Here is a 24,916-nt window from a genome sequence, read left to right on the forward strand (position 1 = left end):
CGCCCCGTCAGGGGCGCGAGCCTCTGCTGATCTGCGGCTCCGCCGCGGGGCGCGCCCAGCCACCCACGGCCCGCACTTCCGCTCCCGCCTGTCGTTGCCGCCCCGCAAATCACCTCGCACCGCTGCTACTTGAAGGACCCTCATGTCGAAGATCCTCACCACCGAGTCCGGCGCCCCGGTCGCCGACAACCAGAACTCCGCCTCCGCCGGCGAGTACGGCCCGCTGCTGATCCAGGACCAGCAGCTGCTGGAGAAGCTGGCCCGCTTCAACCGCGAGCGCATCCCGGAGCGCGTCGTGCACGCCCGCGGCTCCGGCGCCTACGGCTACTTCGAGGTCACCGACGAGGTCTCGCAGTACACCAAGGCCGACTTCCTCTCCGCCGTCGGCCAGCGGACCGAGGTCTTCCTCCGCTTCTCCACCGTCGCCGGCGCCCTCGGCTCCTCGGACGCCGTCCGCGACCCCCGCGGCTTCGCGCTGAAGTTCTACACCCGCGAGGGCAACTACGACCTGGTCGGCAACAACACCCCGGTGTTCTTCATCAAGGACCCGATCAAGTTCCCCGACTTCATCCACTCGCAGAAGCGCGACCCGTACACCGGCGTCCAGGAAGCCGACAACGTCTGGGACTTCTGGGCCCACTCGCCGGCCTCCACCCACCAGATCACCTGGCTCTTCGGCGACCGCGGCATCCCGGCCTCGTACCGCCACATGAACGGCTACGGCTCCCACACCTACCAGTGGACCAACGAGCAGGGCGAGTCGTTCTGGGTGAAGTACCACTTCAAGACCAACCAGGGCATCCGCTCCCTCGACGGCGGTCAGTCCGCCGAGGTGCTCGGCGCCGACGCCGACTCGCACCAGCGCGACCTGCACCAGGCGATCGAGCGGGGCGTCTTCCCGTCCTGGACCCTGTACGTCCAGCTGATGCCGGTGGCCGAGGCCGCCGACTACCGCTTCAACCCCTTCGACCTGACCAAGGTCTGGCCGCACGCGGACTACCCGCTGGTCAAGGTCGGCCGCCTGGTGCTGAACCGGAACCCCGACAACGTCTTCGCCGAGGTCGAGCAGTCCGCGTTCTCGCCGAACAACTTCGTGCCGGGCATCGGCGCCTCCCCGGACAAGATGCTCCAGGGCCGCCTGTTCGCCTACGCGGACGCCCAGCGCTACCGTCTCGGCGTCAACCACACCCTGCTCGCGGTCAACGCCCCCAAGGCCACCACCGCGCAGAACTACGGCCAGGACGGCTTCTCCGCCGTGGCCCGTAACGGCAAGGACGCCAAGAACTACGAGCCCAACTCGTACGACGGCCCGTCCCAGACCGACGCCCCGCTCGCGGCCCCCGTCGCGGTCACCGGCCACACCGGCACCTACGTGACGCCGCAGCACACCAAGGACGACGACTTCTTCCAGGCCGGTGAGCTCTACCGCCTGATGTCGGCCGGCGAGAAGACCCGCCTGATCGACAACATCGCGGGCTTCCTCTCCCAGGTCACCCGCGACGACATCGTCGAGAAGAACCTCGCCCACTTCCACGCGGCCGACGAGGAGTACGGCGCCCGCCTGGAGGCCGCCGTCACCAAGCTCCGCGCGGGCAACGACAACTGAGGCACCCGAACCACCTGACCCACCCTCACGGGCCGGGTCCCTCCCCCTCGGGCAGTGGGGGAGGGACCCGGCCCGCAGGGCGTTCGAGGGGAACACGGGTGCGAGGATGTGGGCCATGGTCGGTTATGCGGTGTGCTTCCTGCTCGGACTGGTGCTGGGTGTGGCCGGCCTGAAGGTCCGTCAACGCCGGTCGGCGATGCCCCGGCCGTCGACGGACGGGCCACCGCTCGTGGAACTGCCCGCCGCGGTGCGCGAGTCGGTGACCCTCTTCGGGGAGGAGCTGGCCGCCCTGGACCTCGGTGCCGACGTGGTGGACGCGCCCCCGGCCGCCCTGGAGGAGTACCGGGCCGCGTTGGCGGCGTACGACCGGGCCGGCTCGGCCCGCACGGAACCCGACGCGCTGGCCGCCCTGCGCGACGGCCGGGCAGCCGTGATCCGGCTCGCGGCCCGGCGCGACGGGCGGCCCGTCCCGATCGACGCACTCCCGCCGGTCGCCGCCCTCGACCGTCCGCCGGTGGCGGTCGGAGCCGGCGAGCGCCACGTGTCGACGGGTTCCGGGCCCGGGACGGTCGAGGTGCTCATCGACCGCCACGAGCCGGGCGGTGTCACCCTCGCGGAGATCGAGGCCGTCGGCGACGGCCACTTCGTCGTCGAGCTCGTGACGCGGACCGAGGACCTGGTCAGCACCGGGTCCACGCTGCTCTCGGTGATCGACGACTACCGTGGCCGGCGTCTCCTGCCGGCGGAGGCCACCCATCTGCGCGTCACCGTGAACTCCCACCACGAGGACCACCGCTGGTCGATCCGGACCGTGCCGCCGGCGGACGCGACCGCGCTCGCGCCCGAACACCGCGGCCGGCACGACGACGTGCTCCGCCATGACGGCGGCCCCGCGGTGGTGACGGTCCAGTTCCAGGGCGAAGGGCGCTGGGACGTCGACTACCTGTGCCAGTGCCTCCGCCGGTTTCCCGGGTGCGACTGCCCCCACCCGGCTTGGCCCGCGGACACACCCGGTGACTGGTCCTACTCGGCGCACGGCTCCGGCGACGGACGCCGCCCGATGCGACTGCCCCGGCCCGGCTACCTGATCGTCAGACAGGACGAGGGCCGTTCCTCCTGGTACCTGACCACCCGTCCGGTGGACGTCGTGCCCCCGCGCCGTGCGGCCGGGCGCCCCGCTGCCGGACCGGGTGCAACCTTCGGCCCGGGTCGGAGCGTATAGAGCGTGGACCATGAACGAGGGGGAGCACGTGAAGTACGTTCGGGCGGCCGAGGTGGCCGTGGTGATGGGCAGTGTGCTGGTGCTGGGGACGGCGTGCAGCGGCGGCGGTGCGGGGGAGCCGGCTCCGGTGGTCGCCTCCGGGGCGGCGAGCCCGTCCGCGGAGGTGCTGCCGAAGAGCTCGGCGGCGGTGCTGCGGGTGAGTCCGGCGAACGGGGCCAAGGACGTCCGGCTGGACGGGGCGCTCAAGGTCGAGGTGGACGGCGGGACGCTGTCCGAGGTGGTGGTGACGGACAAGGACGGGAAGAAGGTCGCCGGCACCACCACCGCGGACGGCCGTGGGTGGACGCCGGAGGGAGGCCTGGTGGCCGGCACCGGATACACCGTCAGCGCCCAGGCCAAGGACGGGCAGGGGCTGGTGTCGGCGGTGAGCAGCAGCTTCACCACGCTGGTGCCCGCGGGCAAGGTGTCGGTCAGGGACAACATCGGCAACGGCGAGACCTACGGCGTCGGGATGATCGTCTCGGTGAACTTCGGCAAGCAGGTGAAGGACAAGGAGGCCGTCCGGAAGGCGGTCACCGTGCAGGGCAGCGACGGCACCGTCGCCCGCGGCCACTGGTTGGAGGACGACACCCGGCTGGACTTCCGTCCGGAGGACTACTGGAAGCCGGGCACCAAGGTCACCGTCAGGCACCACCTGAAGAGCATCGAGATCGCCCCCGGCCTGTACGGCGACAAGGACGCCGAGGAGACCTTCACCGTCGGTGAGAAGCGGATCAGCACGGTGGACGCCAAGACCCACCGGATGACCGTCACCACGGCGGCCGGCTCCCGGGAGGTCCGGATCTCGGCGGGCAGCGACGACAACCCGTCCTGGAACGGCAAGATGGTCATCTTCTCCAAGGAGCGGGTGACCCGGATGAACTCGGCCACCGTCCCCGGCGTCAGGGGCGAGCCGTACGACCTGGCAGCCGTCCCGCACGCCATGAAGCTGACGGACAGCGGCACCTACGTGCACGGCAACTCCTGGAACCCGAACATCGGCCGGGGGAACTACAGCCACGGCTGCGTCGGCCTGTTCGACACGGAGAGCGGCAGCAGGACCTCCGACGCGGGCAAGTTCTACGAGGAGTCCCGGATCGGCGACGTGGTCGAGATCGTCAACTCCAAGGGCGAGACGGTCGAGCCGGAGAACGGCCTGAGCGGCTGGACCGTCCCGTGGAGCAAGTGGTAGCAGGCGCTCACAGCAGCCGCAGGCGCTGGGCGGCGACGCCGATCCGGACGGTCTGGCCCCAGCCGAGGCTGAGGGTGTCGGCCTCGACGCCGTCGCCGAAGGCGACCAGCTCGTCCGACTCGACGGTCAGGGACAGGGACTGACCCTCCGTCAGCAGGCCCTGGACCTGGGAGGTGCCGGTGGTCGGCGAGGGCCAGGCCTCCCGGACGAACCAGGCCAGGCCCGCCGCGTCCGGCCCCGGCAGCGGGAGGGTGCTGCGGCTGGCCTGCCAGACCGACCGGCACCACCCCGTCGCACCCGTCCCGGTGCCGACCAGCACGCCCGAGGAGGCCTGCGCCTCCTCGGGCGCCTCCGGGGCGGCCAGCCGGTAGCGGGCCGTCTGGTGGCCCCGCTGGCCGAGGTAGACCTCGTTGAGGGCCAGCAGCCGCTGGGTGTCGTCGGCCACCGCCTCCACCATGGTGCGCTGCTCCAGGCGGCGGTCGGCCCCCGCCCCGACCGCCGCCCGCAGCAACTGCCCGGCCCGCTCGGGACGGTGGCGGACCAGCACGCCCGGGTTGCGGCCCGGATCGGCGTCCACCCCGATCACCGGCTGGCCGGCCAGGTACTTGGCGGTGTTGGCCACCAGCCCGTCCTGGCCGACCACGACCACCACGTCCTCGGGGGTGAAGAGGAAGCGGTCCAGGTCGGCCCGCTCCACCCGGCTGCGCCGCCAGTCCAGCGGGACGGCGGCCGAGACCTCGGCCAGCGCCGCGGCCGTCCGCTCGTGCCGCCGCTCGGCCTCGGCCAGCGAGCGGCCACGCGAGGCGAGGAAGAAGGAGGCCTGTCCGCGCGAGCCGTGCCGGGCGAGCAGCTCCTCGTACTCGGTGCGGCGGTGCACCAGCACCACCCGGGGGGTGAGCGTCACGACGACTGCCCGCCGCCCAGCCTGGTCAGCAGCCCGGTGAGCACGTCCGGGGTCAGGGTGACGCTGTCGATCTTCGGCAGGTGCTCGGCCAGCCGGATCAGCGCGAGTGCCTTGAGCACCTCGGGCCCGGCCTCCTGGTGCGCGGCCAGCCAGGCCGCCTCGCCGGCCGCCCGCGCCTCGCCCAGCGCGCGGTCGCTCTCGGCCTTGGCGGTGGCCAGGATGGTGGCGGCCTCCGCCTCGGCGGCGGCCAGCCGGGTGCGGCGGACCGCCTCGGCCTCGGCCCGGATGCCGTCGTCGGCGGCCGCCTGCTCGGCCTGGCGGCGGGCGTTGGCGCCCTGCTGCTGGATCAACTCCTCCTCGCGGCGGGCCAGTTCGATCTGGTTGGCGAGCTCGTTCTCGGCGATCGCGCGCTCCCGCTCGACCGCGACGGCGCGCCGCTCGTAGGTGGCCCGGTCGGCCTCCTGCTGGACCTGCTCGCGGGCGGGGGTGCGCAGGGCCCGTTCGAGCTCGGCCTCGGGGCGCAGGGCGGTGATCCGGACCGCGATCACCGCGAGCCCGGTCTCGGCGAGGCGCTCGTCGCCGCCCAGGCCCTCGCCGATCCGCTGCCGGAGCAGGGTGATGCCGTCGGCCAGGGCGGCGGCCAGGGTGGTGCGGGCGATCAGTTCGAGGGCGTGCTGCTGGGCGGTCTCGGTGAGCAGCCCGCCGATCTGGTCCAGCGGCTCGGCCCGCCAGCGGCCGGTGGTCAGGTCGATGCCGAAGTCCACCCGGGTGGCCGCGACCGCCGGTTCGGTGATCCGGTAGGTGACGGTGGCCTGCACGGTGAGGTCCTGGAAGTCGGCCGTGCGGGCGTGGAAGAGCAGCGTCAACTCCCGGTCGTCCGCCGGGACTTCGGAGATGGTGGCGGCCAGCGGGCGGAACCAGAAGGCCAGCCCGGCGCCCTCCCGGCGGAGCTTGCCGCGCTCCAGGTGCCGGACGTACGAGGTGGGCGCGGCCCGCAGGTGCCGGTAGCCGAACCGCCTGGTGATGTCTGCCATGACTCTCTCCTTTATCGTCATGAAGACGATAAGGCGTTCCGGCCATTGTCGTCAAGGTGACGAGATGATCATCCGCCCGAGGTGACGGAGCTGCTGACGACCTGTCGGGCAATCCCGGCGGTGGCCCGTACCCGAACGCTCCCTGGGGATACGCTGGGAGCGGCCGGTGCGTACGGAGGGGGTCGCCATGTCGGTACGGGGTTTGCCGGTCTCGGCCGGGCCGTTCGGAGTGCTGCGGCGGGCGCTGCGGGTGCTGGAGGCGGTGGACCGCCACCCGGCGGGAGTGCCCGAGGCGGCGCTGGCCCGCGAACTCGGGATACCGCCGGCCACCGTGCGGGAGCTGGCCGAGGCGCTCGAACTGGAGGGCTACCTGGCCCGGGCGGACGGGCTCTGGGTGCTCGGCGGCGCGGTCGCGGTGCTCGGGCAGCACAACCGCGAGCAGATGGTGCGGGCCCGGCTGGAGCAGCGGCTGGCCGAGCTGCGCGACGAGTTGGGCGCCGCCGTCTACTTCAGCCGGTACCACGACGGCGAGCTGACGGTGGAGGCGGTGGCCGCCGACGACCACGCCCCCGCGGTGCTGGAGTGGGTGGACTTCCGGGCCACCGCGCACGCCAGCGCGATCGGCAAGTGCCTGCTCAGCCAGCTCGACCACGACGGCCGCCGGGACCACCTCGCCCGCCACCCCGCCGCCCGGCTGACCGCCCGCACCATCACCGACCAGCAGCAGCTGATGCACCGTCTGGAGCGCCAGCCCGCCACCGTCCCGGTGCTGGACATCCAGGAGTACTCGCTCGGCACGGTATGCGCCGCCGTCCCGGTCTCGGCCGGCTCCACGGTCGGCTGCCTGGCCACCTCCATGCCGGTCGAGCAGGTCCACCGGCTGCGCGCCGCCGCCGAGTTGCTCGCCGAGCGGGCGGCCCCGCTGATGCTGGCGATGGCGGTCTGACGCCGTCCCGTCCCCGCTTCGGGGGCGGATTCCCTCGTTCGGGTGCAAAGACGGGCCGGAGCCCGATTGCGATCATCCGGCGCCCGGCGGAGCTGGATACTGGGTCGGCGGCCAGGCCATGATCACCGGCCGCCTCCCCCTCCTTCGCTCCGAGAGGTACTCCGTCATGCCCACTTCCGAGGCCAGTGACCGCGTCGGACTCGTGTTCTCGCTCTTCGACGCCGACGGCAACGGCGTCCTGGAGTCCGACGACTTCGACCTGATGACCCGTCGGGTCACCGACGCCCTGCCGCAGGCCGGTGCCGCGGCGAAGGACCGGCTGGCCGCCGCGCTGGGCCGCTACTGGGAGACCCTGGTCGGCGAGCTGGACGTGGACGGCGACGGCCGGATCAGCCCCGAGGAGTTCGAGGCCGTGGTGCTCGACCCGCAGCGCTTCGACGCCGTGGTGGACGAGTTCGCCGAGGCGCTGACCGGGCTCGCCGACGCGGACGGCGACAAGCTGGTCACCCGGCCCGACTTCCTGGCCGTGATGACCGCGATCGGCTTCGAACTCCCCAACATCCAGGCGCTGTTCGACGCCCTCGGTCCGGTGGACGGCGACCGGGTCGAGGCGCCGGTCTGGGCCGAGGCCATCCGCGACTACTACCGGCCCGAGAAGGCCGGCATCGCGGGTGACCGGCTGCTCTCCGGCGCGGCGGCCCGGTGAGCACGGTCGTCCGTCAGGCAGGTGCCCCGGCCGGGACCGCGCCCGTGATCGGGCTCGCGGTCGGCCGGGGCACCGGTCCGGAGCTCTCCGCCGTCTTCGAGCGGGTGCTGGCCGCGCTCACCGCCGGCCACCCGGGCGGGGTGGAGCTGGTCCGCTCCGACCGCCTCTACCACTCGTACGTCTCGCTGCGCACCGAGGGCGACCCGGCCCGGATCCAGGAGCTGACGGCCCGGGACGCCGAGCACTACGAGCGGTTCTGCCGGGCCCTGGCGGCCCGGGGGGCCACCGCGGTCTTCCGCACCGCGATCAACGCCCAGTCGCTCTACCTGGTGCGGCAGCGCCTGCGGGCGGTCAAGGTCGACCTGCTGCGGGATGAAGGAACGTCACTGCTGCTGGTCCGTGACCAGGCCCAGGGCTTCTACACCGGGGAGAACGAGCACGCCCCGGGCCGGCTCACCCGCACCCTGACGTTCAGCCAGGAGATCACCGAGGCGGTGATCGGCCACGCACTGCGGCGGGCCCGGCGGGAGTGGCCGGACGGGCGGATCGACCGCATCGTGATGGCCTACAAGTTCCACCTGCTGGACGGGGCCTTCGACCACTGGGTGGCCGGCGCGGCCGAGCGGCTGGGCGTGCGGATCGAGGTGTACCAGCCCGACACCGTCAACCGGAACCTGATCGCCCACGGCCTGCCCGAGCGGACCCTGCTGATCGCGGGCAACGAGTGGGCCGACATCATGCACGTCGTCCTGCTGGACCGCTTCGGCTCCGAGCGGCAGGAGAATCGTTGCACCGAGAACGTCTGCCTGGACCCCGGCGCGGACGGCCTGGTCGAGTACCAGACGGTGCACGGATCCGCCGACGACCTGGCCGGCCGCGACCTGGTCAACCCGGTCGCCACCGTCCGGGCCGCCGCGCTGGTGGCCGAACGGCACGTCGGCGTCCCGGGCGCGGTGGAGAGGGTCGAGGACGCCCTGGCCGAGCTGGAGCGGGACGGGGTGGGGACCGCCGACCTCGGGGGGAGGCACTCCACCACCGAGGTCGGGTACGCGTTGGTGGCGCAGCTGGCCCGCACCCCGGCCCTGGCCCGGCGCTCATGACGGATACTCAGGCCGCGGCGGCCGTCGGCCCGGCGACCGTCACCGGGACGGCGACCGCGCTGGTGGTGGTGGACCTGCAGAACGACTTCTGCGTCGGCCCGGTCGCCACCGCCCGGTTCGCCGGGGACCCGACGGTGCTGGAGCGGGTGGCGGAGGGCAGCGCGCTGGCGGTGGACGAGGCCCGGCGACGGGACGTGGAGGCGGTGTTCGTCCGCTTCCTCGGCGACCCCGCCCACCAGGGGCCCGCCTGGCGGGCGCGCGACCTGCGCCGCGGGCGGCCGCCCAAGTGCGCGGAGGGGAGCTGGGGAGCGGAGTTCCACCGGGTCTCGCCCGCCCCGGGCGAGCGGATCTTCACCAAGAGGGCCTGCTTCGACGCCTTCCTGGCCGAGGGCTTCGAGGAGCACCTGCGGGCCCGGGGCATCGGCCACCTGGTCCTCGCGGGCCTGTTCGCCGACGTGTGCGTGGACTCCACGGCCCGCACCGCCTTCCAGAAGGGCCACCACATCACCGTCCTGGCGGACTGCACCACCTCGCTCCACCTGCCCCACGAGCAGGTGCTGCGCTTCGCCGGCACGCTGTACGGCGCCCGGACGCTGCCCCGGGAGGACCCGGCGGTCTGGGCCTGGCCGGAGCGGCCGGAGCCGGAGCGGCCGGGGGAGGGGCGGCCGTGACCGGGCTGCTGACCAGGGACGGCGGCGGGGTCTCCGTCGGCGTGGGCCGCACCGCGCTGCTGGTGGCGGCGGCCCGCGCCGTCGAGACCCACCGCCCGGACGCGCTGGCCCGCGATCCGCTGGCCGGGCACTTCGTCCGGGCGGCCGCCGCCCCGGGCGACTGGCCCGTCCACCCCGACCAGGTCCCCGGTGGCGACGCCGATCCGCTCTGGGGCCGGCTCGGCCGCTACTTCGGCCTGCGGACCCGGGTGTTGGACGACCACCTGCTCCACTCCGCGCGGGCCGGTGCGCGGCAGGTGGTGCTGCTCGGGGCCGGCCTGGACAGCCGGGCCTTCCGGCTCGACTGGCCGCCCGGCTGCACCGTCCACGAGGTCGACACCGAGCGGGTGCTGACGTTCAAGCAGACGGTGCTGGACGCGGTCGGCGCGCACCCCGTGGCGGAGCGCCGGACGGTCGCGGCCGACCTGCGGGGGGACTGGGCCGCGGCACTCACCGCGGCGGGCTTCGACCCGACGGTGCCGACCGCCTGGCTGGCCGAAGGGCTGCTGCTCTACCTGCCGCCCGACGCGGAGCGCCGCCTGCTCGCCCGCCTGGACGGACTGAGCGCCCCGGGCAGCACCCTGGCGTACGAGGTGAAGGAGGTGGACGCCGAGTCCCCGGCGATCCGCTCCTCCCCGGTGTACGCCGCCGCGCGGGACCGGCTCGGCATCGACCTGCTCGCCCTGTTCGCCACCGGTGCCCGCCCCGACTCGGCCGCCGGGCTGCGCACCCGGGGCTGGCGGGTGGCGGTGCGCAGCCCGTACCAGTTCAGCGCGCTGCACGGCCGCGGCCCGCGGCCCGAGCCGGACGACGCGCTGGCGGCCAACCGCTGGGTCTTCGCCGAGCGGCCCGGCGCCTCCTGACGGCGCCTCCTGACGGTGCTTCAGCGGTCGGAGGGGTACCACCAGCGGGCCTTGTAGAAGCGCAGGCCCGCCAGCTCGCGGCGGCCGTCCGGCCGACGCAGGGTCAGAGTCGAGCTGCACCAGGGGCAGGCGGCGTCCGGGTCGGGGGAGACGGTCATCACCTGGCCGGTGACGGGGTCGTCGTCCACGCTCTTGACCGGCCCGCCGCCCTCGGGGAGTTCGAAGGGCGCGAAGGTGCCGTCGTCCGGGTCGTACTGCCAGACCCGGTCCCGGGCCGCGACCCAGAGCCGCCCCGGTGCGCCCGCCACCGGGGCCAGGTCGTGGCCGCCGGGGCCGGGCAGCGGGACGGTCCGGACGGTGCTGAGGGTCGGCGCGGCCGGCGTTCCGCCGGGGCGCAGGGCCGTCAGCTCGGTGCTGCCGAGGGCCCAGAGCAGTCCGCGCGCGCCGTCCCAGTGCACCCCGTGCGCCCCGGGCAGCGGGTGCCAGGTGTAGTGGTCGCTGCGCGGTCCCTGGGAGGCGGTGTAGAGCCGGAGCTGACCGGAGGCGCTGCTCGCCACCGCCACGTTGCCGTCCGGCAGCAGTTCGATGCTGTGCGGGTTGCCGCCCCCGGTGTCGACCGCCCAGCGGACCGTGCGGGAGCGCTGCTCGACCACGGCGGCCAGACCGCCGGAGGCGGTGGCGATCAGGTAGCGGTGGCCGTGCCACCGGCGGGACTTGGCCTCGGTGAGCCCCCAGGTGGAGGCCCGCAGGGCGGTCAGTTCGGGTGCCCGTTCGGGGCTCCAGGACCAGGTCACCGGTGGTCGGCGCCCGCCGAGCTGCGGCAGCGGCCCGGCCAGCACCAGGACGGAGGAGGAGAGCTGGTCCGTCAGCACGACCGGGGTGACGGCGGGGTGTGAGGCCTTGGCCTCGGTCGCCCCGGTGAGCACCGAGACGCACAGGGCCAGGGCGAGGAGCGAACGGGGCGGGCGGCGGAGGCTGCTCACAGTTCGTCAGGTTAACCGCTGATAGGTGATCGTCCGGGGCGGAACCGCCGGTCCGGCGGGGCGGGCCGGAACGTCACCCGAAAGCTATTAGACACGTTGTCGATAAGAATGGTCGAAACCCTTGTGGGCCGCCATACCCGCGAGTAGTTTGCCTGGGGTCGAGCCGTCGTCATCCCCTCGTCCACCCGCCGGTCAGGAGGCCCCCGTGTCCCGTCCCGCTGTGCCCCCCGCCGTCCACGACTCCCTGGTGCTGGAGCCCCGCGACGTCCACTTCGACTGGGCCGCGCTGCCGCTGCACTGGATCCCCGACGAGCCGATGGCCACCCACACGGTGAACGTGCTGCACCTGCTGCTCCCCGAGGGCGAGCGCTGGTTCGTCGAGCTCTTCAAGGAAGCGCTGCCGCTGATCACCGACGACCAGCTGCGCGAGGAGGTGCTCGGCTTCATCGGCCAGGAGGCCATCCACGCCGAGGCGCACCAGGAGGTGCTGGACCACCTGCTCGGCCAGGGCCTGGACCCGCGCCCGTACGTCCGCCAGGTGACCTGGCTGTTCCACCGCATCCTCGGGCCCCGCCCCGGCCAGTCCCCGCTCCAGCGGCGCGAGTACCTGATCGAGCGGGTCGCCTTCGTCGCGGCGATCGAGCACTTCACCGCCTTCCTGGGCAACTGGGTGCTCAACTCCCCGGGGCTGGACCGGGCCAAGGCCGACCCCACCATGCTCGACCTGCTGCGCTGGCACGGCGCGGAGGAGGTGGAGCACCGCAGCGTGGCCTACGACCTGATGGTCCACCTGGACCCGGGCTACCTGCGCCGCCTGCGCGGCATGGCCATCGCCGGGCCGACCCTGGTCCACCTCTGGGTGCGGGGCGTCCGCTTCCTGCTGGCCGCCGACCCCTCGCTGCGCGGCACCGTCCGGCCCACCTGGCGGGAGGCCCAGCAGATCGCCCGGCGCGGCCTGCTCCCCGAGCCGGTGAAGGCCCTGCGCTCGGCGCTGCGCTACTTCCGCCCGGGCTACCACCCGACCCAGGAGGGCTCCTCCTCCCAGGCCCTCGCCTACCTGGCCGCCTCCCCGGCCGCCCGCGCCGCCGCCACCCACTGACGGGGGCGGGGCGGAGCCGGGGGAGCCGATCGGGCCGAACCGCGCCGGTCGTCGCTCTGACGGACGGTCAGGCCGAGCGGAGACGGGAAGCAGCCACGGCAGCCGCACCGACCCCTGCCGAGCCCCTCCGGCTCCCCCGGGCCCGGCGCCCGGCCGGGCGCCCGGGAGCCGAAACGCGGTCGGCGGAGCCGCAGGTGCTCCGCCCGCTCGCCTGCTTCGCCCGCCTGCTCCGCCCGTTCCGATCGCCCCACCTCCACCCCCCCATGCCCCACCGTTCCTGCACCGAGAGGACCCCGTCCGGATGGACCTGGACCTGCCGCCCGACCTCTACGGCCGTCCCCGGGCGGACCGGTACCTGAGCCGGCTGACGGCCTTCGCCGACTGGCTCGACCCGCGCTTCGGCGGCCCCGGGCTGCGTCGCAACCCCAAGCGGCCGGCCGCCCGCCCGGTGCCCCCGCTCCACCTGGTGGTCGCCTCGCACCGGTCGATCGCCGAGGGCGTGGCCGAGCTGCGCCTCGCCGACCCGGGCGGCTCCCCGCTGCCCGGCTGGCAGCCCGGCGCCCGGCTCGAACTCACCCTCCCCTCCGGCCTGGTCCGGCACTACTCGCTCTGCGGCGACCCGTCCGACCGCCGCTCCTACCGGATCGCCGTACGCCGCATCGACGGGGGCGGCGGCGGCTCCGTCGAGGTCCACGACGCGCTCCACCCGGGCGTGCGCCTCACCGCCCGCCGTCCGCGCAACGGCTTCGCGTTCTGCGCCGAGCCCACCGTGCTGCTGCTGGCCGGCGGCATCGGCGTCACGCCGATCCTCCCGATGGCCCACCAGGCCGAACAGCTGGGCCTGGACTGGAAGTTGGTCTACGCGGGCCGGGACGAGGCGTCCATGCCCTTCCTCTCCGAGCTGCGCGCCCTGGGGGCCGGCTCCGACCGGGTCGAGGTGCTCACCGGAGCGCCCACCCCGGCCGAGGAGCTGCTCGCCCGGGCCCGCCCCGGCTCCGCCGTCTACTGCTGCGGCCCGACCCCCATGCTGGCCGCGGTCCAGCGGGCGCTGGAGGCCTCCCCGGCCGCCTCGCTGCACTTCGAACGCTTCGGCGCCGCCCCGATCGCCGACGGCAGGCCGTTCACCGTCCGCCTCGGCGACGGCCCGGAGCTGGAGGTCCCCGCCGACCGCTCCGCGCTGGACGTGCTGCGCGAGCGGAACCCCGCCCTGGCCTACTCCTGCCACCAGGGCTTCTGCGGCACCTGCCGGCTGCGCGTCACCTCCGGCACGCCCGAGCACCGGGACCGCCGCCTCACCCCCGAGGACCGCGCCGCCGGTGCCTTCCTGCCCTGCGTCTCCCGCGCCCCCGAGGGGGAGCACCTCACCCTTACGGAGGACCGATGAGCACCGGCGTCCCGAAGGCCGCAGTGTTCGGCTACACCGAGCAGGACCTCACCCGCTTCCGGGAGACCCAGCAGCTCGCCTACCACTGCGCCGAGCAGGTGGCGGCCTGGATCGAGCCGGGCGTGACGGAGCGTCAGGCCACCCTCAAGCTGCGCCAGTGCCTGGTCAGGGCGGGGGTGCAGGACTTCTTCCACGTGCCGTTCGCCTGGTTCGGCGACCGCACCGCCTTCCGGCACTTCCACACCCCGCTCCAGTTCTTCGCGGGCAAGCGCAAGCTCGAGGAGGGCATGCCGTACGTGCTGGACTGCGCGCCCGTGGTGGACGGCTACACCGCCGACATCGGTTACGGCGGCAAGGTCGGCGAGAACCCGATCTGGGACCGGCTGGCCGCCGACCTCAAGGTCTACCGGGAGCTGATCCTGCGTGAGGTGCGGGCCCGCAAGCCGCTGAACGAGATCTACCGGGCCGTCGACGCCCAGATCGCCGCGCACGGCTACGACAACCGCCACCAGGTCTACCCGGGCCGGGTGATCGGCCACCAGGTGACCAGGAACACCGCCCGCGGACCGGCCGGGGTGAACCTCTTCGGCTTCGGCGTGCGTACACTCCAGACGCTCGGCCGGGAGCTGATCAGCGAGCGGCTGCACGGCCGCTCGCCGCTCTGGGCCGACGGCCGCTCCTCCCGGCACGCGCCGACGCCGGGGATCTGGGCGGTGGAGCCGCACATCGGCTTCCGCGAGGTCGGCATCAAGTTCGAGGAGCTGTTGGTGGTCACCGACGACGACGCCTACTGGCTCGACGACGACCTGCCGCACGTCCGCCGCTGGACCACCACCGAGGGGGCCGCCCGATGATCCGCCGCCGTACCGTCCACTCCCACGGCCTGCCGCTGGCCGTCTTCGAGCAGGGCGACCCGTCGCACCCCACCGTGATCCTGGTGCACGGCTACCCCGACACCCACGTGGTCTGGGACGACATCGCCGCGGACCTCGCGACCGACCACCACGTGGTCCGCTACGACGTCCGCGGGGCCGGCGACTCCGGCGTCCCGGCCGACCGCTCCGGGTACCGGCTGGAGCTGCTGGGCGCCGACCTGTTCGCCGTCGCGGACGCCGTCAGCCCCGACCGTCCGGTGCACGTGGTGGCCCACGACTGGGGCTCGGTGCAGTCCTGGGAGGCCGTCACCGGGCCCGGCTCCGAACAGCGGATCGCCTCCTACACCTCGATGTCCGGCCCCTGCCTGGACCACATGGGCTTCTGGATGCGCAAGCGCTTCCGCCGTCCGACGCCCCGTCACCTGCGCCAGCTGCTGGTGCAGGGCGCGCACTCCTGGTACATCACCGCCTTCCACCTGCCGCTGCTCGCCCCCGCCACCTGGCGGCTCTGGCTGGCCCGGGCCTGGCCCCGGGTGCTGCACGACCTGGAGGCCGTCAACCCGCGCCCCGGCCACCCGCAGCCCACCCTCAAGCAGGACGCGGTGCGCGGCATCGAGCTCTACCGGGCCAACATGCGCCCGGCGGTGCGCAACCCGCGCGAGCGCTACACCGAGGTCCCCGTCCAACTGCTCACCCTCGACCGGGACCACTACGTGGAGCCCTTCCTCTCCGAGGGCCTGGAGCACTGGGCGCCCAAGCTCACCCGGCGCACCGTCCACGGCACCCACTGGTCCGCCCTGCTGGAGCACGGCGCGGTGGTGGCCGGGCACGTCCGGGAGTTCACCGCCGCGGTCTCCGCCGGGCAGGACCGCGGCCCGGCCGCACCCGGCGAGCTGGTGGTGGTCACCGGCGCGGGCAGCGGCATCGGCCGGGCCACCGCGCTGGCCTTCGCCGCCGAGGGCGCCCGGGTCGTCGTCGCCGACCTGGACCTCGAATCCGCCGCCCGCACCGCCGAGTTGTGCACCCTGAGCGGCGGCAGCGGCCACGCCTACCGGCTGGACGTCAGCGACGGCCCGGCCGTGGACGCCTTCGCCAAGCAGGTCGCCGCCGACCACGGCGTACCGGACGTACTGGTCAACAACGCCGGCATCGGCCACTCCGGCACCTTCCTGCAGACCACCGAGCAGGAGTGGCAGCGGGTCCTGGACGTCAACCTCTGGGGCGTCATCCACGGCTGCCGCGCCTTCGGCACCCTGATGGCCGAGCGCGGCCACGGCGGACACATCGTCAACCTCGCCTCGGCCGCCGCCTACCTGCCCTCCAAGGCCCTGGCCGCGTACGCCACCAGCAAGGCCGCGGTGAAGATGCTCTCCGACTGCCTGCGGGCCGAACTGGCCGCCTCCGGCGTCGGCGTCTCGGCGATCTGCCCGGGCCTGGTGAACACCAACATCACCCGCACCTCCACCTTCTCCGCCACCACCGAGGCCGAGCAGGCGGCCAAGCAGGAGCGCGCCTCCAAGCTCTACGCCCGGCGCAACTTCCCGCCGGAGAAGGTGGCCGCCGAGATCCTCAAGGCCGTCCGCACCGGCAAGGCCGTCGTCCCCGTCACCCCCGAGGCCAAGGGCGCCTACCTGCTCAGCCGCTTCGCCCCCGGCCTGCTCCGGCTGGCCGCCCGGCTCAACGTGACCTGAGCCCGGGCCCGATCGCCCCGGGCCCGTTCGTGCCGGTCCCGTTCGTACCGGGACACACCCGGGACCCCGGCCTCATCCGTCCGGGACCCCCTCCACCGCAGACTGGGGAGGACGCACGGCCCGGCCCGTTCCGACGCACCGTCAGAACGGGCCGGGCCGACCGCCGTCCAGCCGCCCACCCGGCGAACCCGTCGCCGACCGGGCGAAGCGGAGGACCGACCATGACCACCACCCCCACCCCGCTGCCCGCACTCCGGGTCACCGTGCACGCCGCCGCCCCCGAGGAGCGCTCCGGCGAACTGCTCGGCTACGGACTGCTCGCCGCACCCCGCACGGTGCTGGTGCCCAGCCCGCCCCCGGAGCTGGCCGACCCCTGGCAGCGGCTGTTCGTCCGGATCGCCGAGGTGCCGGACGGCGGCGCCGCCCCCGAGGGCGAGACCCCGCCCGAGGCGATCCGGGCCGGCGGGATCTTCCTCACCGCCTACCGGGGGCCGGACTTCGAGGCCTCGGCCGCCGTGCTCACCCTGCTCAGCCCCTCCCGCTACCGCAACGCCGTCGCCGTGCACACCCGCGACCAGCTCGGCGAGGCCCTGCAGCGCCACTACGGCGACCTCTGGGAGACCTTCGCCGAGCTCGGCTACCCGGTGGCCCGCCCCGAGGTGGACCGGGAGCCCGGCGACTGGTGGCACGGCAACGGCGGCGACCAGCTCTCCGCCTTCCTCAACCCGATCTGCTGCGTCAGCTACTGCCGTCCGTGCGCGGCCGTGCACTGAGCGGGACCGCCACCGTGTCCGGCACCGCCTCCCCGTCCTGGCTGCGCTCGCCCTGGATCCAGGACCTCGCCCTGGCCTGCGTCGCCACCCTGGCCGACGTGCTGTTCTGGGGCGGCCTGCTCTCCCCGCTGGCCACCGGCGGGGACCGGCTGCTGGTGCTGCTGCTCGCCGTGCCGGAGTTCGGCGCCCTGCTGCTGCGCCAGCGGCACCCGGTGCCGGCCTTCCTGGTGCTCTGGGCGCTGGCCACCGGCACGGCCGCCCTGACGCTCCACCAGGAGACCTTCTACTTCACGCCCTACCTGGGCTTCCTGATCGCCCTCTTCACGGTGGCCGAGCGCCGGCGCCTGACCGTCGCGGCCGGGGCCCTGCTGCTCAGCCTGGCCCCGATGGCGCTCAAGGTCCGCTACGTGCTCACCGACCAGTCCGCCCCCGGCTTCGAGCTGGCCGTACTGGTCTCCACCCTGGTCTTCTACCTCTGGCTCACCAGCGCCGCCTGGGCCGTCGCCCGCTGGACCGGGGCCAACCGGGCCGCCGCCGAGCGCGACCGCGAGCAGCTGGAGCAGGCCCGGCGGGCCGTGGTCCAGGAGCGCACCATGATCGCCCGGGAACTGCACGACGTGGTGGCCAACGCGGTGGCGGTCATGGTGATGCGCGCCGAAGCCGGGCGGGCCACCTCCGACGGGCCCTCCGCCGAGGCCTTCGGACACATCGAGGACGTGGGCCGCTCGGCGGTCGCCGAGCTGCGCCGGATGCTCCGGCTGCTGCGCTCCACCGGCCTGGTCGGCGAGGAGAGCCTCGACCGGCACGGCCTGGCCGACCTGGACCGGCTGCTCGCCGAGGCCCGCCGCACCGGCCTGGAGGTCGAGCTGCGCACCGACGGCACCCCGGTGCCGCTCGCGGAGAGTGTCGACATGACGGTTTATCGCCTGGTGCAGGAGGCCGTCACCAACATCGCCAAGCACGCCGGCCCCGGCACCCGCGCCACCGTCCGCCTCCGCTGGACCGACGCCCTCCGCGTCGAGGTCACCGACGACGGAGCCGGCCGCACCCCCGCCGCCCGCCACGCCCTCTCCACCGGCCACGGCCTGCTCGGCCTCGCCGAACGCATCGCCGTCTTCGGCGGCGAACTCACCGCCGCCCCGTACCACTCCGGCTTCCGCATCACCGCCACCCTCCCACTGGGCTGACCAGCGCGTGCGCGCCGATACTGGGGAGAGCCACACCCCCTCACTCCTGGAGGACACGATGGCCACCGGAAGCGTCAAGAGCTACAACATGCACCACGGCTACGGCTTCATCACCCCCGACGACGGCAGCCCCGAGCTCACCGTCTACCACGACTCGATCCTGGCCCCCGAGCCGCACGAACTGACGGCCGGTCAGCACGTCGAGTACGACGCCACCATCCAGGAGTTCCGCCCGGTCGCCGAGCGCGTCCGCATCACCGACTGAGGCCGTTGAGGGCGGGTCTCGGGCACCGGGGCAGGATTCGAACCTACGTCCACCCGGAAGTCGAGCCAGGCGCTCCACCGCAGAGCTTCCCGGTGCCCGAGGCCCCGATCCTGGCCGTCCGGCCGCGCGGGGGTCAACCGATTTCCGCCCCCGCGGGCCGGAGTGGCCGACCGGAGAACACCCCGGCCGACCGGAGCAGCCCCGCCAGCAGCGGATCGGCCACCGTGACGCCGTGCACCAGCTCCGGCGTGGCCCGGAACGGCGCCGCCTGCGACACGCGCCGTGCCCTGGTCCAGCCGCTGAACGAGGGCTCCACCCCGTGCCGGCGGCAGACCTGCTCCACCAGCCACTGCGGGCAGTCCGCCTCGCCGCGCAGCACCAGCCAGGGCAGCGGGAGCTCGGCCCAGATGTCGGTGTCCGGATGCAGGCCGCGGCCGGACCGCCGGTGCCAGTAGGCGACGTCCGCGGCCACCAGCATCATCACCTTCCCCGGGCAGACCCTGGCCAGTACCTCCTGCGCGCCCATCCCCTCCAGCAGCGCGAACCAGCCGTTCCGGGCGGTCCGCCAGGCGCGGGCCGCCTGGTTCCAGCCCGTCGAGTCGTCACCGCGGCGCACGATCATCGTCTCGCGGTCCACGTCCAGCCGTTCCCAGAGCGACTCCAGCTGCTCCGCGACCTCCAGCAGGATGCCGTACCAGTGGCCGAGCAGCTGCCCCTTCTGGTGGTCGGTGAGCCGTTCGAGGACCGGGAGCACCGGGTGGACGTGAGCGACGGCGAACCACTGCGCGCTCGCCGGATCCAGCCGGTGGAACAGTGCGGAGGCCACCTCGTCGTAGGCCAACTGCTGGCCGGAGATGGTGAATTCACTGCGCAGGTTGGCCCGTGCCGTCAGGTAGGCGATGAAGGCCGCAGTGTCCGGATCGGCCGCGAACAGCTCGTACGGGAGCCGGGAGGCCAGGCCGTTCTTGCCGATCAGGGTGATCTCCCGCTTGCGGATCTCGGTGACCAGCCGGATCAGCTTGGTCTCCAGCCGGGCGAGCAGCCGGAAGCGCTTGTTGTACTGCCGCTTGGACAGCTCCCCGATCCCTTCCCCGGCCCGCCCTGCCCGGTCCAGCCGGTCCTCCTGGAAGTCGCCGTACCCGAACTCCTTCCGGATCTCCGCCCCGGCCCGGCGGATCTCCGCCTCGACCGCCGACGGATCGTCGCCGGCCTCGGCAGGCAGTGCTTCCACCGAGGCGAACAGCTTCGCTGCAGTGGCGAGTTGACGTTGCAGGCCGACCGGGCGGGCGAAGTCCTGGAGCATCGAGGTGTAGCCGTGCCAGAGGTTCTTCAAGGAGTTCTCGGCGGCCTTGGCGAGGGCGGTCGCGGTCCGCTCGTCCACGGCGCCGGGAGTCAAGTCGAGGAGCTCCCGGATCAGTTCGGCCACGTCCTCCGGCCGTCTGCGCCGACCGAGGGAGGTGTGCAGTTCACGCAGAATCTGTTCGGTGCGGGCGGACATGCGCGTCAGGGTGGCATCGCGCGGTCCGGCCACGCCAACGGTTTTCCGGGCCGCCGTAGACTCCCGGGCATGACCGACCTCGCCGCCGTCGCCGCCGACCTCGCGCCCACCGGGGTGCTCCGCGCCTCCGTCAACCTGGGCAACCCCGTGCTCGCGCACGGCACCCCCGAGGAGCCCGGCGGGGTCACGGTGGAGATCGCCCGGGAGGTCGGGGCCCGGCTCGGGCTGCCGGTCGAGCTGCTCTGCTTCGACGCGGCCCGTAAGTCGTACCGGGCGATGGCGGACGGGCGGGCCGACCTCTGCTTCCTGGCCGTCGAGCCGGAGCGGGAGGCGGAGGTCGCCTTCACCGCGCCGTACGTGATCATCGAGGGCGTGTACGCGGTGCCGGCCGGCTCGGCGATCCGGGAGGTCGGCGAGGTCGACCGGGAGGGCGTGCGGATCGGGGTGAAGGAGGGGTCCGCGTACGACCTGCACCTCTCCAGGACGCTCCGTCGGGCCGAGGTGGTGCGCGGCGCCGAGGGCACGGAGGTCTTCGAGGCCCAGGGCCTGGAGGTGGCGGCCGGCATCCGGCAGCCCCTGACCGGGTACGTGGCCGCGCACCCCGGGCTGCGCCTGCTGGACGGCCGCTTCATGGAGATCCGGCAGGCGGTCGGGACGACGAAGGGCCGTGCGGCCGGGACCGTCCGCTTCCTCAGCGAGCTGGTCGAGGAGCTGAAGGCGAGCGGCTTCGTCGCGGCCGCGCTGCGCGACTCCGGACAGTCGGACGGGCTGGTTGCCCCTCCGCGCTGACCTCCCCCTAGGCTGACCGGGCATGGAGATACCCACGGCACTCTGGTCCTTCGCCCTCGTCGTCGGCCTGCTGACCCTCACCCCCGGCCTCGACAGCGCCCTCATCCTCCGCACCGCCGCCCTCGGCCAACGCGCCCGCGCCTGGGGCGTGGTGACCGGCATCCAGACCGGCACGATGATCTGGGGCACCCTCAGCTCACTGGGCATCAGCGCCCTGCTCACCGCCTCCCAGCTCGCCTACGAGGCGCTGCGCTGGGCGGGCGTGGCGTACCTGCTCTGGATGGGCGTCCAGATGCTCCGCAGCGCGGGCGGCCCGGACACCCTCCAGGAGGACGGGGACCTCGGGACGGGCGGCTTCCTGGCCGGCTGGCGGCGCGGCACGCTGACCAACCTGCTCAACCCCAAGGTCGGCGTCTTCTACGTGGCCGTGCTGCCGCAGTTCATCCCGGCCGGGGTGCCGCACCTGCCGATGGGCGTGGCGCTCACCTCGATCCACGTCGTGGAGGGCCTGCTCTGGTCCGGCGTGCTGATCGCCTTCGCCCGGGCCCTGCGCACCTGGCTGCGCAGCCCGTCCGCCCGGCGGCTGCTGGACCGCGTCACCGGCACCGTGATCCTCGCCTTCGGCGCCCGGCTGGCGGTCACCGACTGACGGGCGGTCAGCGCCCGCGGCCGCTCACCGTCGGACCGCCTGGACCGGCAGCTCCGGGTAGGGCCGGAGGTCGTCGCGGTACTGGACGTGCTTCTCCGTGAACCGCCAGGACCGGCTGTGGGCGCTCAGGGTCCAGCCCTCGGGCGCGCTCAGGGCGGCGGTGGCCCAGGCCCCGAGCTGCGGGATCGCGTGGTGGATCAGGACCACCCGCAGGCCGTTCTCGTGGGACACGGCGGTCGTGGTCGGGGCGATGCGGAACCGCAGCCCGTTCCACGAGGCGGGGTCGGTGCCGGTGCCGTAGTTGGAGGGGCGCGGCGGGAGCCACTCGGCGTGCAGCAGGGTGCCGTCCCGCCACGGGCGGTCGTCGAACGACAGGTCGAGGTCGGCCTCCGGGCCGATGCCCAGGGCGATCCGGACGTCCCTCGGCCGGAGCGGCCAGGTCAGGTGGCGGGGCAGGCGGTGGTTGCGGGCTGACACGGGCCGAGGATGGCACGGCCGTCGGCGGGGGCACACGTCGTTTTCGCGGGGGCTGGAACGCGAGGTCGCTTATCCGCCGGTCCCCGGGCCGTCGTCCGGCCAGGCTGGTCGACATGACGACCCTTCAGAGCACCGCCCTCGAGACCGACGCCATCGACCCCGCCACCTGCGAACGCCTCCGCCTGAGCGACGACGCGGGCCGCCCGCCGGTCCTCTCCACCGACGAGACCGGCGGCGCCCCGCTCCGCTGCTGCCTCACCAAGGCCCGCCCCGGCGACCGGATCGCCCTGGTCTCCTACTGCCCGCTCGCCCCCTGGGCCACCGCCACCGGCACCGACCCCGGCCCCTACGACGAGCGCGGCCCCGTCTTCATCCACGCCACCCCCTGCGCCGGCCCCGCCGAGGGCTGGCCCGCCACCATGCACACCGGCCCCCGCGTCCTGCGCGCCTACTCCCACCACGGCACCATCCTCGGCGGCCGCCTGGTCCCCGACCCGGCCGCCCTCGAATCCACCGCCGCCGAACTCCTCACCGACCCCGAGGTGGCCGTCCTCCACGTCCGCGCCGTCGAGTTCGGCTGCTACATGCACGCGGTCCGGCGGGAAGGTGAATGATAGGAAGTGGGTATCATTTATGCATGCTCTATCAGACCCCCAAGCTCGATGCGGCCGACCGCGAGGTGCTCGCCCAGATCGATGTGAAGCGCGAGCAGTTGCGTCACGCCGTCCAGCAGGCTCCGACGAAGTGGACCCAGGAGCTGCGGAAGGCTCTGACCGCGAGTGCCATTGCAGCGTCGAACACGATCGAGGGTTTCAGCGTCGCCGAGCAGGACGTCGCGGACCTGATCGACGGGGAGAAGGAAGTCGACGCCAGTGACGAGGACAAGGCGGAGACGCTGGCCTACCGCCAGGCCATGACGTACCTCCAGTCCCTCCACGACGCACCCGACTTCCGCTACAGCAAGGAACTGCTCAATGCCCTGCACTGGATGCTGCAAGGGCACCACCATCCGTTGAAACTGGCCGGGCAGTGGCGGCGGGGGGCGGTGAGGATCACGGCTCCTGGTGACCCGCTCGCCACCGACTACGAGGGTCCTGACCATGACCTCGTCGCCGGGCTGATGGGGGAGCTGGTCGACTGGCTCAACGGTGGAGACCTGGAGGAGCACGTCCTCATCCGTGCGGCGATGGCCCATCTGAACCTGGTCAAGATCCATCCCTGGACCGACGGGAACGGGCGCCTCTCCCGCTCCCTGCAGACCTTGGTCATCGCGCGGGGCGGTGTTCTGGCACCTGAGTTCTCGTCCATCGAGGAGTGGCTCGGCCAGCCCGGCAACACCTGGGAGTACTACAAGGTCCTGCGCGCCGTCGGCGGGCCGGTGTGGTCGCCGGAGCGCGACACCCGGCCGTGGATCAAGTTCAACCTGCTCGCCTACCACCAGCAGGCCCAGCGGGTTCAGCACCGTGTCGACAGGTCGAACCGCAGTTGGATCGCCCTGGAGGAGGAGGTCGGGCCGCTCGGGGTGAGCGAGCGTCAGGTGACGGCCCTGCACGAGGTGGCGATGGCGGGCCGCGTACGGCGCGCCCGGTACGAGCGTGCCGAGGCCATCACCACCCAACAGGCCACGCGTGACTTGCAGTTCCTCACCAGGACCGGCCTCCTGGAGGCGGTCGGGCAGACCAAGGCCCGCCATTACGTCGCCGGTCCGCGATTCCCCGAGCGGGTGATGGGCATTGCCCGCCAGTCCTATCGGCCCGTCGATCCGTACGAGGTGTAGGTGGACGCTCAGATGGGTCGAGGCGGGGAGCAGCTCTCCGGTTCGCGGGCGGGGCGGAGGTGCCGCTCAGCCGACGGGTAGCTGCTCCAGGTAGTGCTGCTGGTCGGCGAGGAACCCCGGGGCGAAGAGCCGGCGGGGTGCCAGGACGGCGGTGAGGCACAGGCGGGTGGGGGAGGTCTCGATGGCGTCGGCGGCGAGCTCACTCCGGACGCGGGGTACGTCCGGTACGCCTACCGGCAGGACCGCGGCTGCGCGCCGTGGGACGGCCACTGGCACCTGATCGCCTTCGCCGTACCGGAGTCGCGGCGCGCGGCCCGCGACCAACTCCGCGAGCTGCTCCGCCATTTGGGGGCCGCCCCGGTGCAGAGCGGCCTCTACGCGACCCCGAACCGGATCACCGGCACCGTGCTCGCCGAGGCGGGCCGGCTCGGGCTGGGCGAGGAGCTCTCCACCTTCACCAGCACCGACCTGCGCCTCGGCGCCGCCACCGACCCGGTCGAACTGGCCGCCCGGCTATGGCCGTTGCCGGAGATCGCCGCGCGGTACGGGCAACTGGCCGATCTGGCAGGCGAGTTCCTCGGGACGAACGCGCAGGGGGAGGCCGAGCGGCTGACCCGGGCGGTCCGGCTGGCCGCCGCGTTCACCCTGGCGATGGAGCCCGACCCGCTGCTGCCGCCGGAGCTGCTCCCGCGGCCCTGGCCGGGCGCGGAGGCCCGGCGGCTCGCGGCGGAGTGCCGGCGCGCCCTGGAGGGGGACGCGGCGGACGGGGACGAGCTGCGTCTGTTCGCGCGCTACCGGGGTGTGGAGGAGGGCTGAGGGGTCGTCAGCCGCTGTCGGAGATCCGGCCGAGGCCGGTGGCGAGGTCCTCGGCGTTCATGCAGGGCGTGACGGTGACCTCGGCCTGGAGCTCCCAGAACGGCTCGATGAACGGGACCAGCGAGGCCTCGTCGGGGAGGTCGACGAAGAGGTAGGCGCAGCGGTGGCCGCCGGTCGGACAGAAGTACGCCGCTTCGGGCTTGAGGTGGCTCATGATGCCCTGGAGCGTCTTGGTCAGGGTGCCGTCGGCGATCCGCTGGTTGATGGCCTCGTTGTCGACGTACTCGACCTTGATGAGTGTGCGCATGGTCCCGGTGCCTTCCCTGTGGAG

Annotated in this window: 26 protein-coding genes and 1 tRNA gene; 20 read left to right on the plus strand and 7 right to left on the minus strand. The window is 73.6% G+C overall.

The genetic code is table 11. The annotated features are described in order from the left end of the window. Positions 1–142: 142 nt before the first annotated feature. The 3 genes from ACIA8O_RS14835 (at position 143) to ACIA8O_RS14845 (ending at position 4,059) form a co-directional block, all read left to right on the plus strand. Positions 143–1,606, plus strand: coding sequence for a catalase (locus tag ACIA8O_RS14835; RefSeq protein ID WP_396294130.1), 1,464 nt, complete (start codon positions 143–145; stop codon positions 1,604–1,606). A gap of 115 nt (positions 1,607–1,721) precedes the next feature. Then, positions 1,722–2,828: a hypothetical protein gene (locus tag ACIA8O_RS14840; RefSeq protein WP_396294131.1), complete on the plus strand. Its 1,107-nt coding sequence runs from the start codon at positions 1,722–1,724 to the stop codon at positions 2,826–2,828. A 28-nt stretch (positions 2,829–2,856) separates the two neighbouring features. Further along, positions 2,857–4,059: an Ig-like domain-containing protein gene (locus ACIA8O_RS14845; protein WP_396294132.1), complete on the plus strand. Its 1,203-nt coding sequence runs from the start codon at positions 2,857–2,859 to the stop codon at positions 4,057–4,059. A 7-nt stretch (positions 4,060–4,066) separates the two neighbouring features. Here ACIA8O_RS14845 and ACIA8O_RS14850 read toward each other — a convergent pair whose 3' ends face one another. Further along, on the minus strand, positions 4,067–4,963 hold the full coding sequence (locus ACIA8O_RS14850; protein WP_396294133.1) for a hypothetical protein: 897 nt from the start codon (positions 4,961–4,963) through the stop codon (positions 4,067–4,069). Further along, positions 4,960–5,997, minus strand: a complete 1,038-nt coding sequence (locus ACIA8O_RS14855) for an SPFH domain-containing protein (RefSeq protein WP_396294134.1) — start codon at positions 5,995–5,997, stop codon at positions 4,960–4,962. The genes ACIA8O_RS14850 and ACIA8O_RS14855 overlap by 4 nt, the downstream gene beginning before the upstream one ends. 187 nt (positions 5,998–6,184) lie before the next feature. Here ACIA8O_RS14855 and ACIA8O_RS14860 point away from each other — a divergent pair, with 187 nt between their 5' ends. The 5 genes from ACIA8O_RS14860 to ACIA8O_RS14880 all read left to right on the plus strand — a co-directional run bounded on the left by ACIA8O_RS14860 (position 6,185) and on the right by ACIA8O_RS14880 (position 10,322). Next, the gene (locus tag ACIA8O_RS14860; RefSeq protein ID WP_396294135.1) at positions 6,185–6,943 is read left to right on the plus strand and encodes an IclR family transcriptional regulator; all 759 of its coding nucleotides are present in this window, start codon (positions 6,185–6,187) and stop codon (positions 6,941–6,943) included. Between the two features lie 166 nt (positions 6,944–7,109). Beyond that, the gene (locus ACIA8O_RS14865) at positions 7,110–7,649 is read left to right on the plus strand and encodes an EF-hand domain-containing protein (protein WP_396294136.1); all 540 of its coding nucleotides are present in this window, start codon (positions 7,110–7,112) and stop codon (positions 7,647–7,649) included. Continuing rightward, complete coding sequence (locus tag ACIA8O_RS14870) at positions 7,646–8,749, plus strand: isocitrate/isopropylmalate family dehydrogenase (RefSeq protein ID WP_396294137.1); 1,104 nt, start codon at positions 7,646–7,648, stop codon at positions 8,747–8,749. Before ACIA8O_RS14865 ends, ACIA8O_RS14870 begins: the two co-directional genes overlap by 4 nt. Beyond that, positions 8,746–9,420 carry a cysteine hydrolase family protein gene (locus ACIA8O_RS14875; protein ID WP_396294138.1) on the plus strand — a complete coding sequence of 225 codons (675 nt, stop codon included), beginning with the start codon at positions 8,746–8,748 and terminating at the stop codon, positions 9,418–9,420. Before ACIA8O_RS14870 ends, ACIA8O_RS14875 begins: the two co-directional genes overlap by 4 nt. Further along, complete coding sequence (locus tag ACIA8O_RS14880) at positions 9,417–10,322, plus strand: SAM-dependent methyltransferase (RefSeq protein ID WP_396294139.1); 906 nt, start codon at positions 9,417–9,419, stop codon at positions 10,320–10,322. The genes ACIA8O_RS14875 and ACIA8O_RS14880 overlap by 4 nt, the downstream gene beginning before the upstream one ends. A 20-nt stretch (positions 10,323–10,342) precedes the next feature. Here the strand turns inward: ACIA8O_RS14880 and ACIA8O_RS14885 are convergent, their stop codons facing one another. Continuing rightward, on the minus strand, positions 10,343–11,305 hold the full coding sequence (locus ACIA8O_RS14885; protein WP_396294140.1) for a DUF6528 family protein: 963 nt from the start codon (positions 11,303–11,305) through the stop codon (positions 10,343–10,345). A 205-nt stretch (positions 11,306–11,510) separates the two neighbouring features. Here ACIA8O_RS14885 and ACIA8O_RS14890 point away from each other — a divergent pair, with 205 nt between their 5' ends. The 7 genes from ACIA8O_RS14890 to ACIA8O_RS14920 all read left to right on the plus strand — a co-directional run bounded on the left by ACIA8O_RS14890 (position 11,511) and on the right by ACIA8O_RS14920 (position 18,579). After that, on the plus strand, positions 11,511–12,404 hold the full coding sequence (locus ACIA8O_RS14890) for a metal-dependent hydrolase (protein WP_396294141.1): 894 nt from the start codon (positions 11,511–11,513) through the stop codon (positions 12,402–12,404). A 301-nt stretch (positions 12,405–12,705) separates the two neighbouring features. Then, the gene (locus ACIA8O_RS14895) at positions 12,706–13,788 is read left to right on the plus strand and encodes a PDR/VanB family oxidoreductase (RefSeq protein WP_396294143.1); all 1,083 of its coding nucleotides are present in this window, start codon (positions 12,706–12,708) and stop codon (positions 13,786–13,788) included. Next, positions 13,785–14,642: a M24 family metallopeptidase gene (locus tag ACIA8O_RS14900; protein ID WP_396294144.1), complete on the plus strand. Its 858-nt coding sequence runs from the start codon at positions 13,785–13,787 to the stop codon at positions 14,640–14,642. Before ACIA8O_RS14895 ends, ACIA8O_RS14900 begins: the two co-directional genes overlap by 4 nt. Continuing rightward, positions 14,639–16,354: an SDR family oxidoreductase gene (locus tag ACIA8O_RS14905; RefSeq protein WP_396294145.1), complete on the plus strand. Its 1,716-nt coding sequence runs from the start codon at positions 14,639–14,641 to the stop codon at positions 16,352–16,354. Before ACIA8O_RS14900 ends, ACIA8O_RS14905 begins: the two co-directional genes overlap by 4 nt. Before the next feature lie 221 nt (positions 16,355–16,575). After that, positions 16,576–17,127: a hypothetical protein gene (locus tag ACIA8O_RS14910; protein ID WP_396294146.1), complete on the plus strand. Its 552-nt coding sequence runs from the start codon at positions 16,576–16,578 to the stop codon at positions 17,125–17,127. Positions 17,128–17,141: 14 nt separating this feature from the next. Continuing rightward, a complete protein-coding gene (locus tag ACIA8O_RS14915; protein ID WP_396294147.1) occupies positions 17,142–18,314 on the plus strand; it encodes a sensor histidine kinase in 1,173 nt (390 codons plus the stop codon). A 58-nt stretch (positions 18,315–18,372) separates the two neighbouring features. Further along, on the plus strand, positions 18,373–18,579 hold the full coding sequence (locus ACIA8O_RS14920; protein WP_396294149.1) for a cold-shock protein: 207 nt from the start codon (positions 18,373–18,375) through the stop codon (positions 18,577–18,579). Between the two features lie 21 nt (positions 18,580–18,600). Here ACIA8O_RS14920 and ACIA8O_RS14925 read toward each other — a convergent pair. Next, positions 18,601–18,675 (minus strand) — tRNA-Ser (locus ACIA8O_RS14925). A 37-nt stretch (positions 18,676–18,712) separates the two neighbouring features. After that, positions 18,713–20,077 (minus strand): hypothetical protein, encoded by a 1,365-nt coding sequence (locus ACIA8O_RS14930; RefSeq protein WP_396294150.1) that lies wholly within the window; start codon positions 20,075–20,077, stop codon positions 18,713–18,715. A gap of 69 nt (positions 20,078–20,146) precedes the next feature. On the opposite strand from ACIA8O_RS14930, the gene ACIA8O_RS14935 reads away from it, so the two are divergent. Further along, positions 20,147–20,866 carry a transporter substrate-binding domain-containing protein gene (locus tag ACIA8O_RS14935; protein WP_396294151.1) on the plus strand — a complete coding sequence of 240 codons (720 nt, stop codon included), beginning with the start codon at positions 20,147–20,149 and terminating at the stop codon, positions 20,864–20,866. Positions 20,867–20,888: 22 nt separating this feature from the next. Continuing rightward, the gene (locus ACIA8O_RS14940; RefSeq protein ID WP_396294152.1) at positions 20,889–21,515 is read left to right on the plus strand and encodes a LysE family translocator; all 627 of its coding nucleotides are present in this window, start codon (positions 20,889–20,891) and stop codon (positions 21,513–21,515) included. A gap of 24 nt (positions 21,516–21,539) precedes the next feature. Here the strand turns inward: ACIA8O_RS14940 and ACIA8O_RS14945 are convergent, their stop codons facing one another. Continuing rightward, positions 21,540–21,992: a hypothetical protein gene (locus tag ACIA8O_RS14945; RefSeq protein ID WP_396294153.1), complete on the minus strand. Its 453-nt coding sequence runs from the start codon at positions 21,990–21,992 to the stop codon at positions 21,540–21,542. Positions 21,993–22,105: 113 nt separating this feature from the next. On the opposite strand from ACIA8O_RS14945, the gene ACIA8O_RS14950 reads away from it, so the two are divergent. The 3 genes from ACIA8O_RS14950 to ACIA8O_RS14960 all read left to right on the plus strand — a co-directional run bounded on the left by ACIA8O_RS14950 (position 22,106) and on the right by ACIA8O_RS14960 (position 24,585). Further along, a complete protein-coding gene (locus ACIA8O_RS14950) occupies positions 22,106–22,606 on the plus strand; it encodes a DUF1203 domain-containing protein (protein WP_396294154.1) in 501 nt (166 codons plus the stop codon). 23 nt (positions 22,607–22,629) lie between these two features. Further along, a complete protein-coding gene (locus tag ACIA8O_RS14955) occupies positions 22,630–23,769 on the plus strand; it encodes a Fic family protein (protein ID WP_396294155.1) in 1,140 nt (379 codons plus the stop codon). A gap of 93 nt (positions 23,770–23,862) precedes the next feature. After that, the gene (locus tag ACIA8O_RS14960) at positions 23,863–24,585 is read left to right on the plus strand and encodes a PaaX family transcriptional regulator C-terminal domain-containing protein (protein ID WP_396294156.1); all 723 of its coding nucleotides are present in this window, start codon (positions 23,863–23,865) and stop codon (positions 24,583–24,585) included. Between the two features lie 7 nt (positions 24,586–24,592). Here the strand turns inward: ACIA8O_RS14960 and ACIA8O_RS14965 are convergent, their stop codons facing one another. Next, complete coding sequence (locus ACIA8O_RS14965; RefSeq protein ID WP_396294157.1) at positions 24,593–24,892, minus strand: hypothetical protein; 300 nt, start codon at positions 24,890–24,892, stop codon at positions 24,593–24,595. Between the last annotated feature and the right edge of the window lie 24 nt (positions 24,893–24,916).

The sequence above is a fragment of the Kitasatospora sp. NPDC051853 genome (assembly GCF_044452665.1).
GTDB lineage: Bacteria > Actinomycetota > Actinomycetes > Streptomycetales > Streptomycetaceae > Kitasatospora.

Bases quoted from the DNA above. Each gene is read 5' to 3' on its own strand.
- ACIA8O_RS14860 (WP_396294135.1), top strand. From the start codon at position 6,185: ATGTCGGTACGGGGTTTGCCGGTCTCGGCCGGGCCGTTCGGAGTGCTG.
- ACIA8O_RS14875 (WP_396294138.1), top strand. From the start codon at position 8,746: ATGACGGATACTCAGGCCGCGGCGGCCGTCGGCCCGGCGACCGTCACC.
- ACIA8O_RS14865 (WP_396294136.1), top strand. From the start codon at position 7,110: ATGCCCACTTCCGAGGCCAGTGACCGCGTCGGACTCGTGTTCTCGCTC.
- ACIA8O_RS14840 (WP_396294131.1), top strand. From the start codon at position 1,722: ATGGTCGGTTATGCGGTGTGCTTCCTGCTCGGACTGGTGCTGGGTGTG.
- ACIA8O_RS14930 (WP_396294150.1), bottom strand. From the start codon at position 20,077: ATGTCCGCCCGCACCGAACAGATTCTGCGTGAACTGCACACCTCCCTC.
- ACIA8O_RS14950 (WP_396294154.1), top strand. From the start codon at position 22,106: ATGACGACCCTTCAGAGCACCGCCCTCGAGACCGACGCCATCGACCCC.
- ACIA8O_RS14900 (WP_396294144.1), top strand. From the start codon at position 13,785: ATGAGCACCGGCGTCCCGAAGGCCGCAGTGTTCGGCTACACCGAGCAG.
- ACIA8O_RS14935 (WP_396294151.1), top strand. From the start codon at position 20,147: ATGACCGACCTCGCCGCCGTCGCCGCCGACCTCGCGCCCACCGGGGTG.
- ACIA8O_RS14910 (WP_396294146.1), top strand. From the start codon at position 16,576: ATGACCACCACCCCCACCCCGCTGCCCGCACTCCGGGTCACCGTGCAC.
- ACIA8O_RS14855 (WP_396294134.1), bottom strand. From the start codon at position 5,997: ATGGCAGACATCACCAGGCGGTTCGGCTACCGGCACCTGCGGGCCGCG.
- ACIA8O_RS14920 (WP_396294149.1), top strand. From the start codon at position 18,373: ATGGCCACCGGAAGCGTCAAGAGCTACAACATGCACCACGGCTACGGC.
- ACIA8O_RS14905 (WP_396294145.1), top strand. From the start codon at position 14,639: ATGATCCGCCGCCGTACCGTCCACTCCCACGGCCTGCCGCTGGCCGTC.
- ACIA8O_RS14955 (WP_396294155.1), top strand. From the start codon at position 22,630: ATGCTCTATCAGACCCCCAAGCTCGATGCGGCCGACCGCGAGGTGCTC.
- ACIA8O_RS14965 (WP_396294157.1), bottom strand. From the start codon at position 24,892: ATGCGCACACTCATCAAGGTCGAGTACGTCGACAACGAGGCCATCAAC.
- ACIA8O_RS14835 (WP_396294130.1), top strand. From the start codon at position 143: ATGTCGAAGATCCTCACCACCGAGTCCGGCGCCCCGGTCGCCGACAAC.
- ACIA8O_RS14895 (WP_396294143.1), top strand. From the start codon at position 12,706: ATGGACCTGGACCTGCCGCCCGACCTCTACGGCCGTCCCCGGGCGGAC.
- ACIA8O_RS14940 (WP_396294152.1), top strand. From the start codon at position 20,889: ATGGAGATACCCACGGCACTCTGGTCCTTCGCCCTCGTCGTCGGCCTG.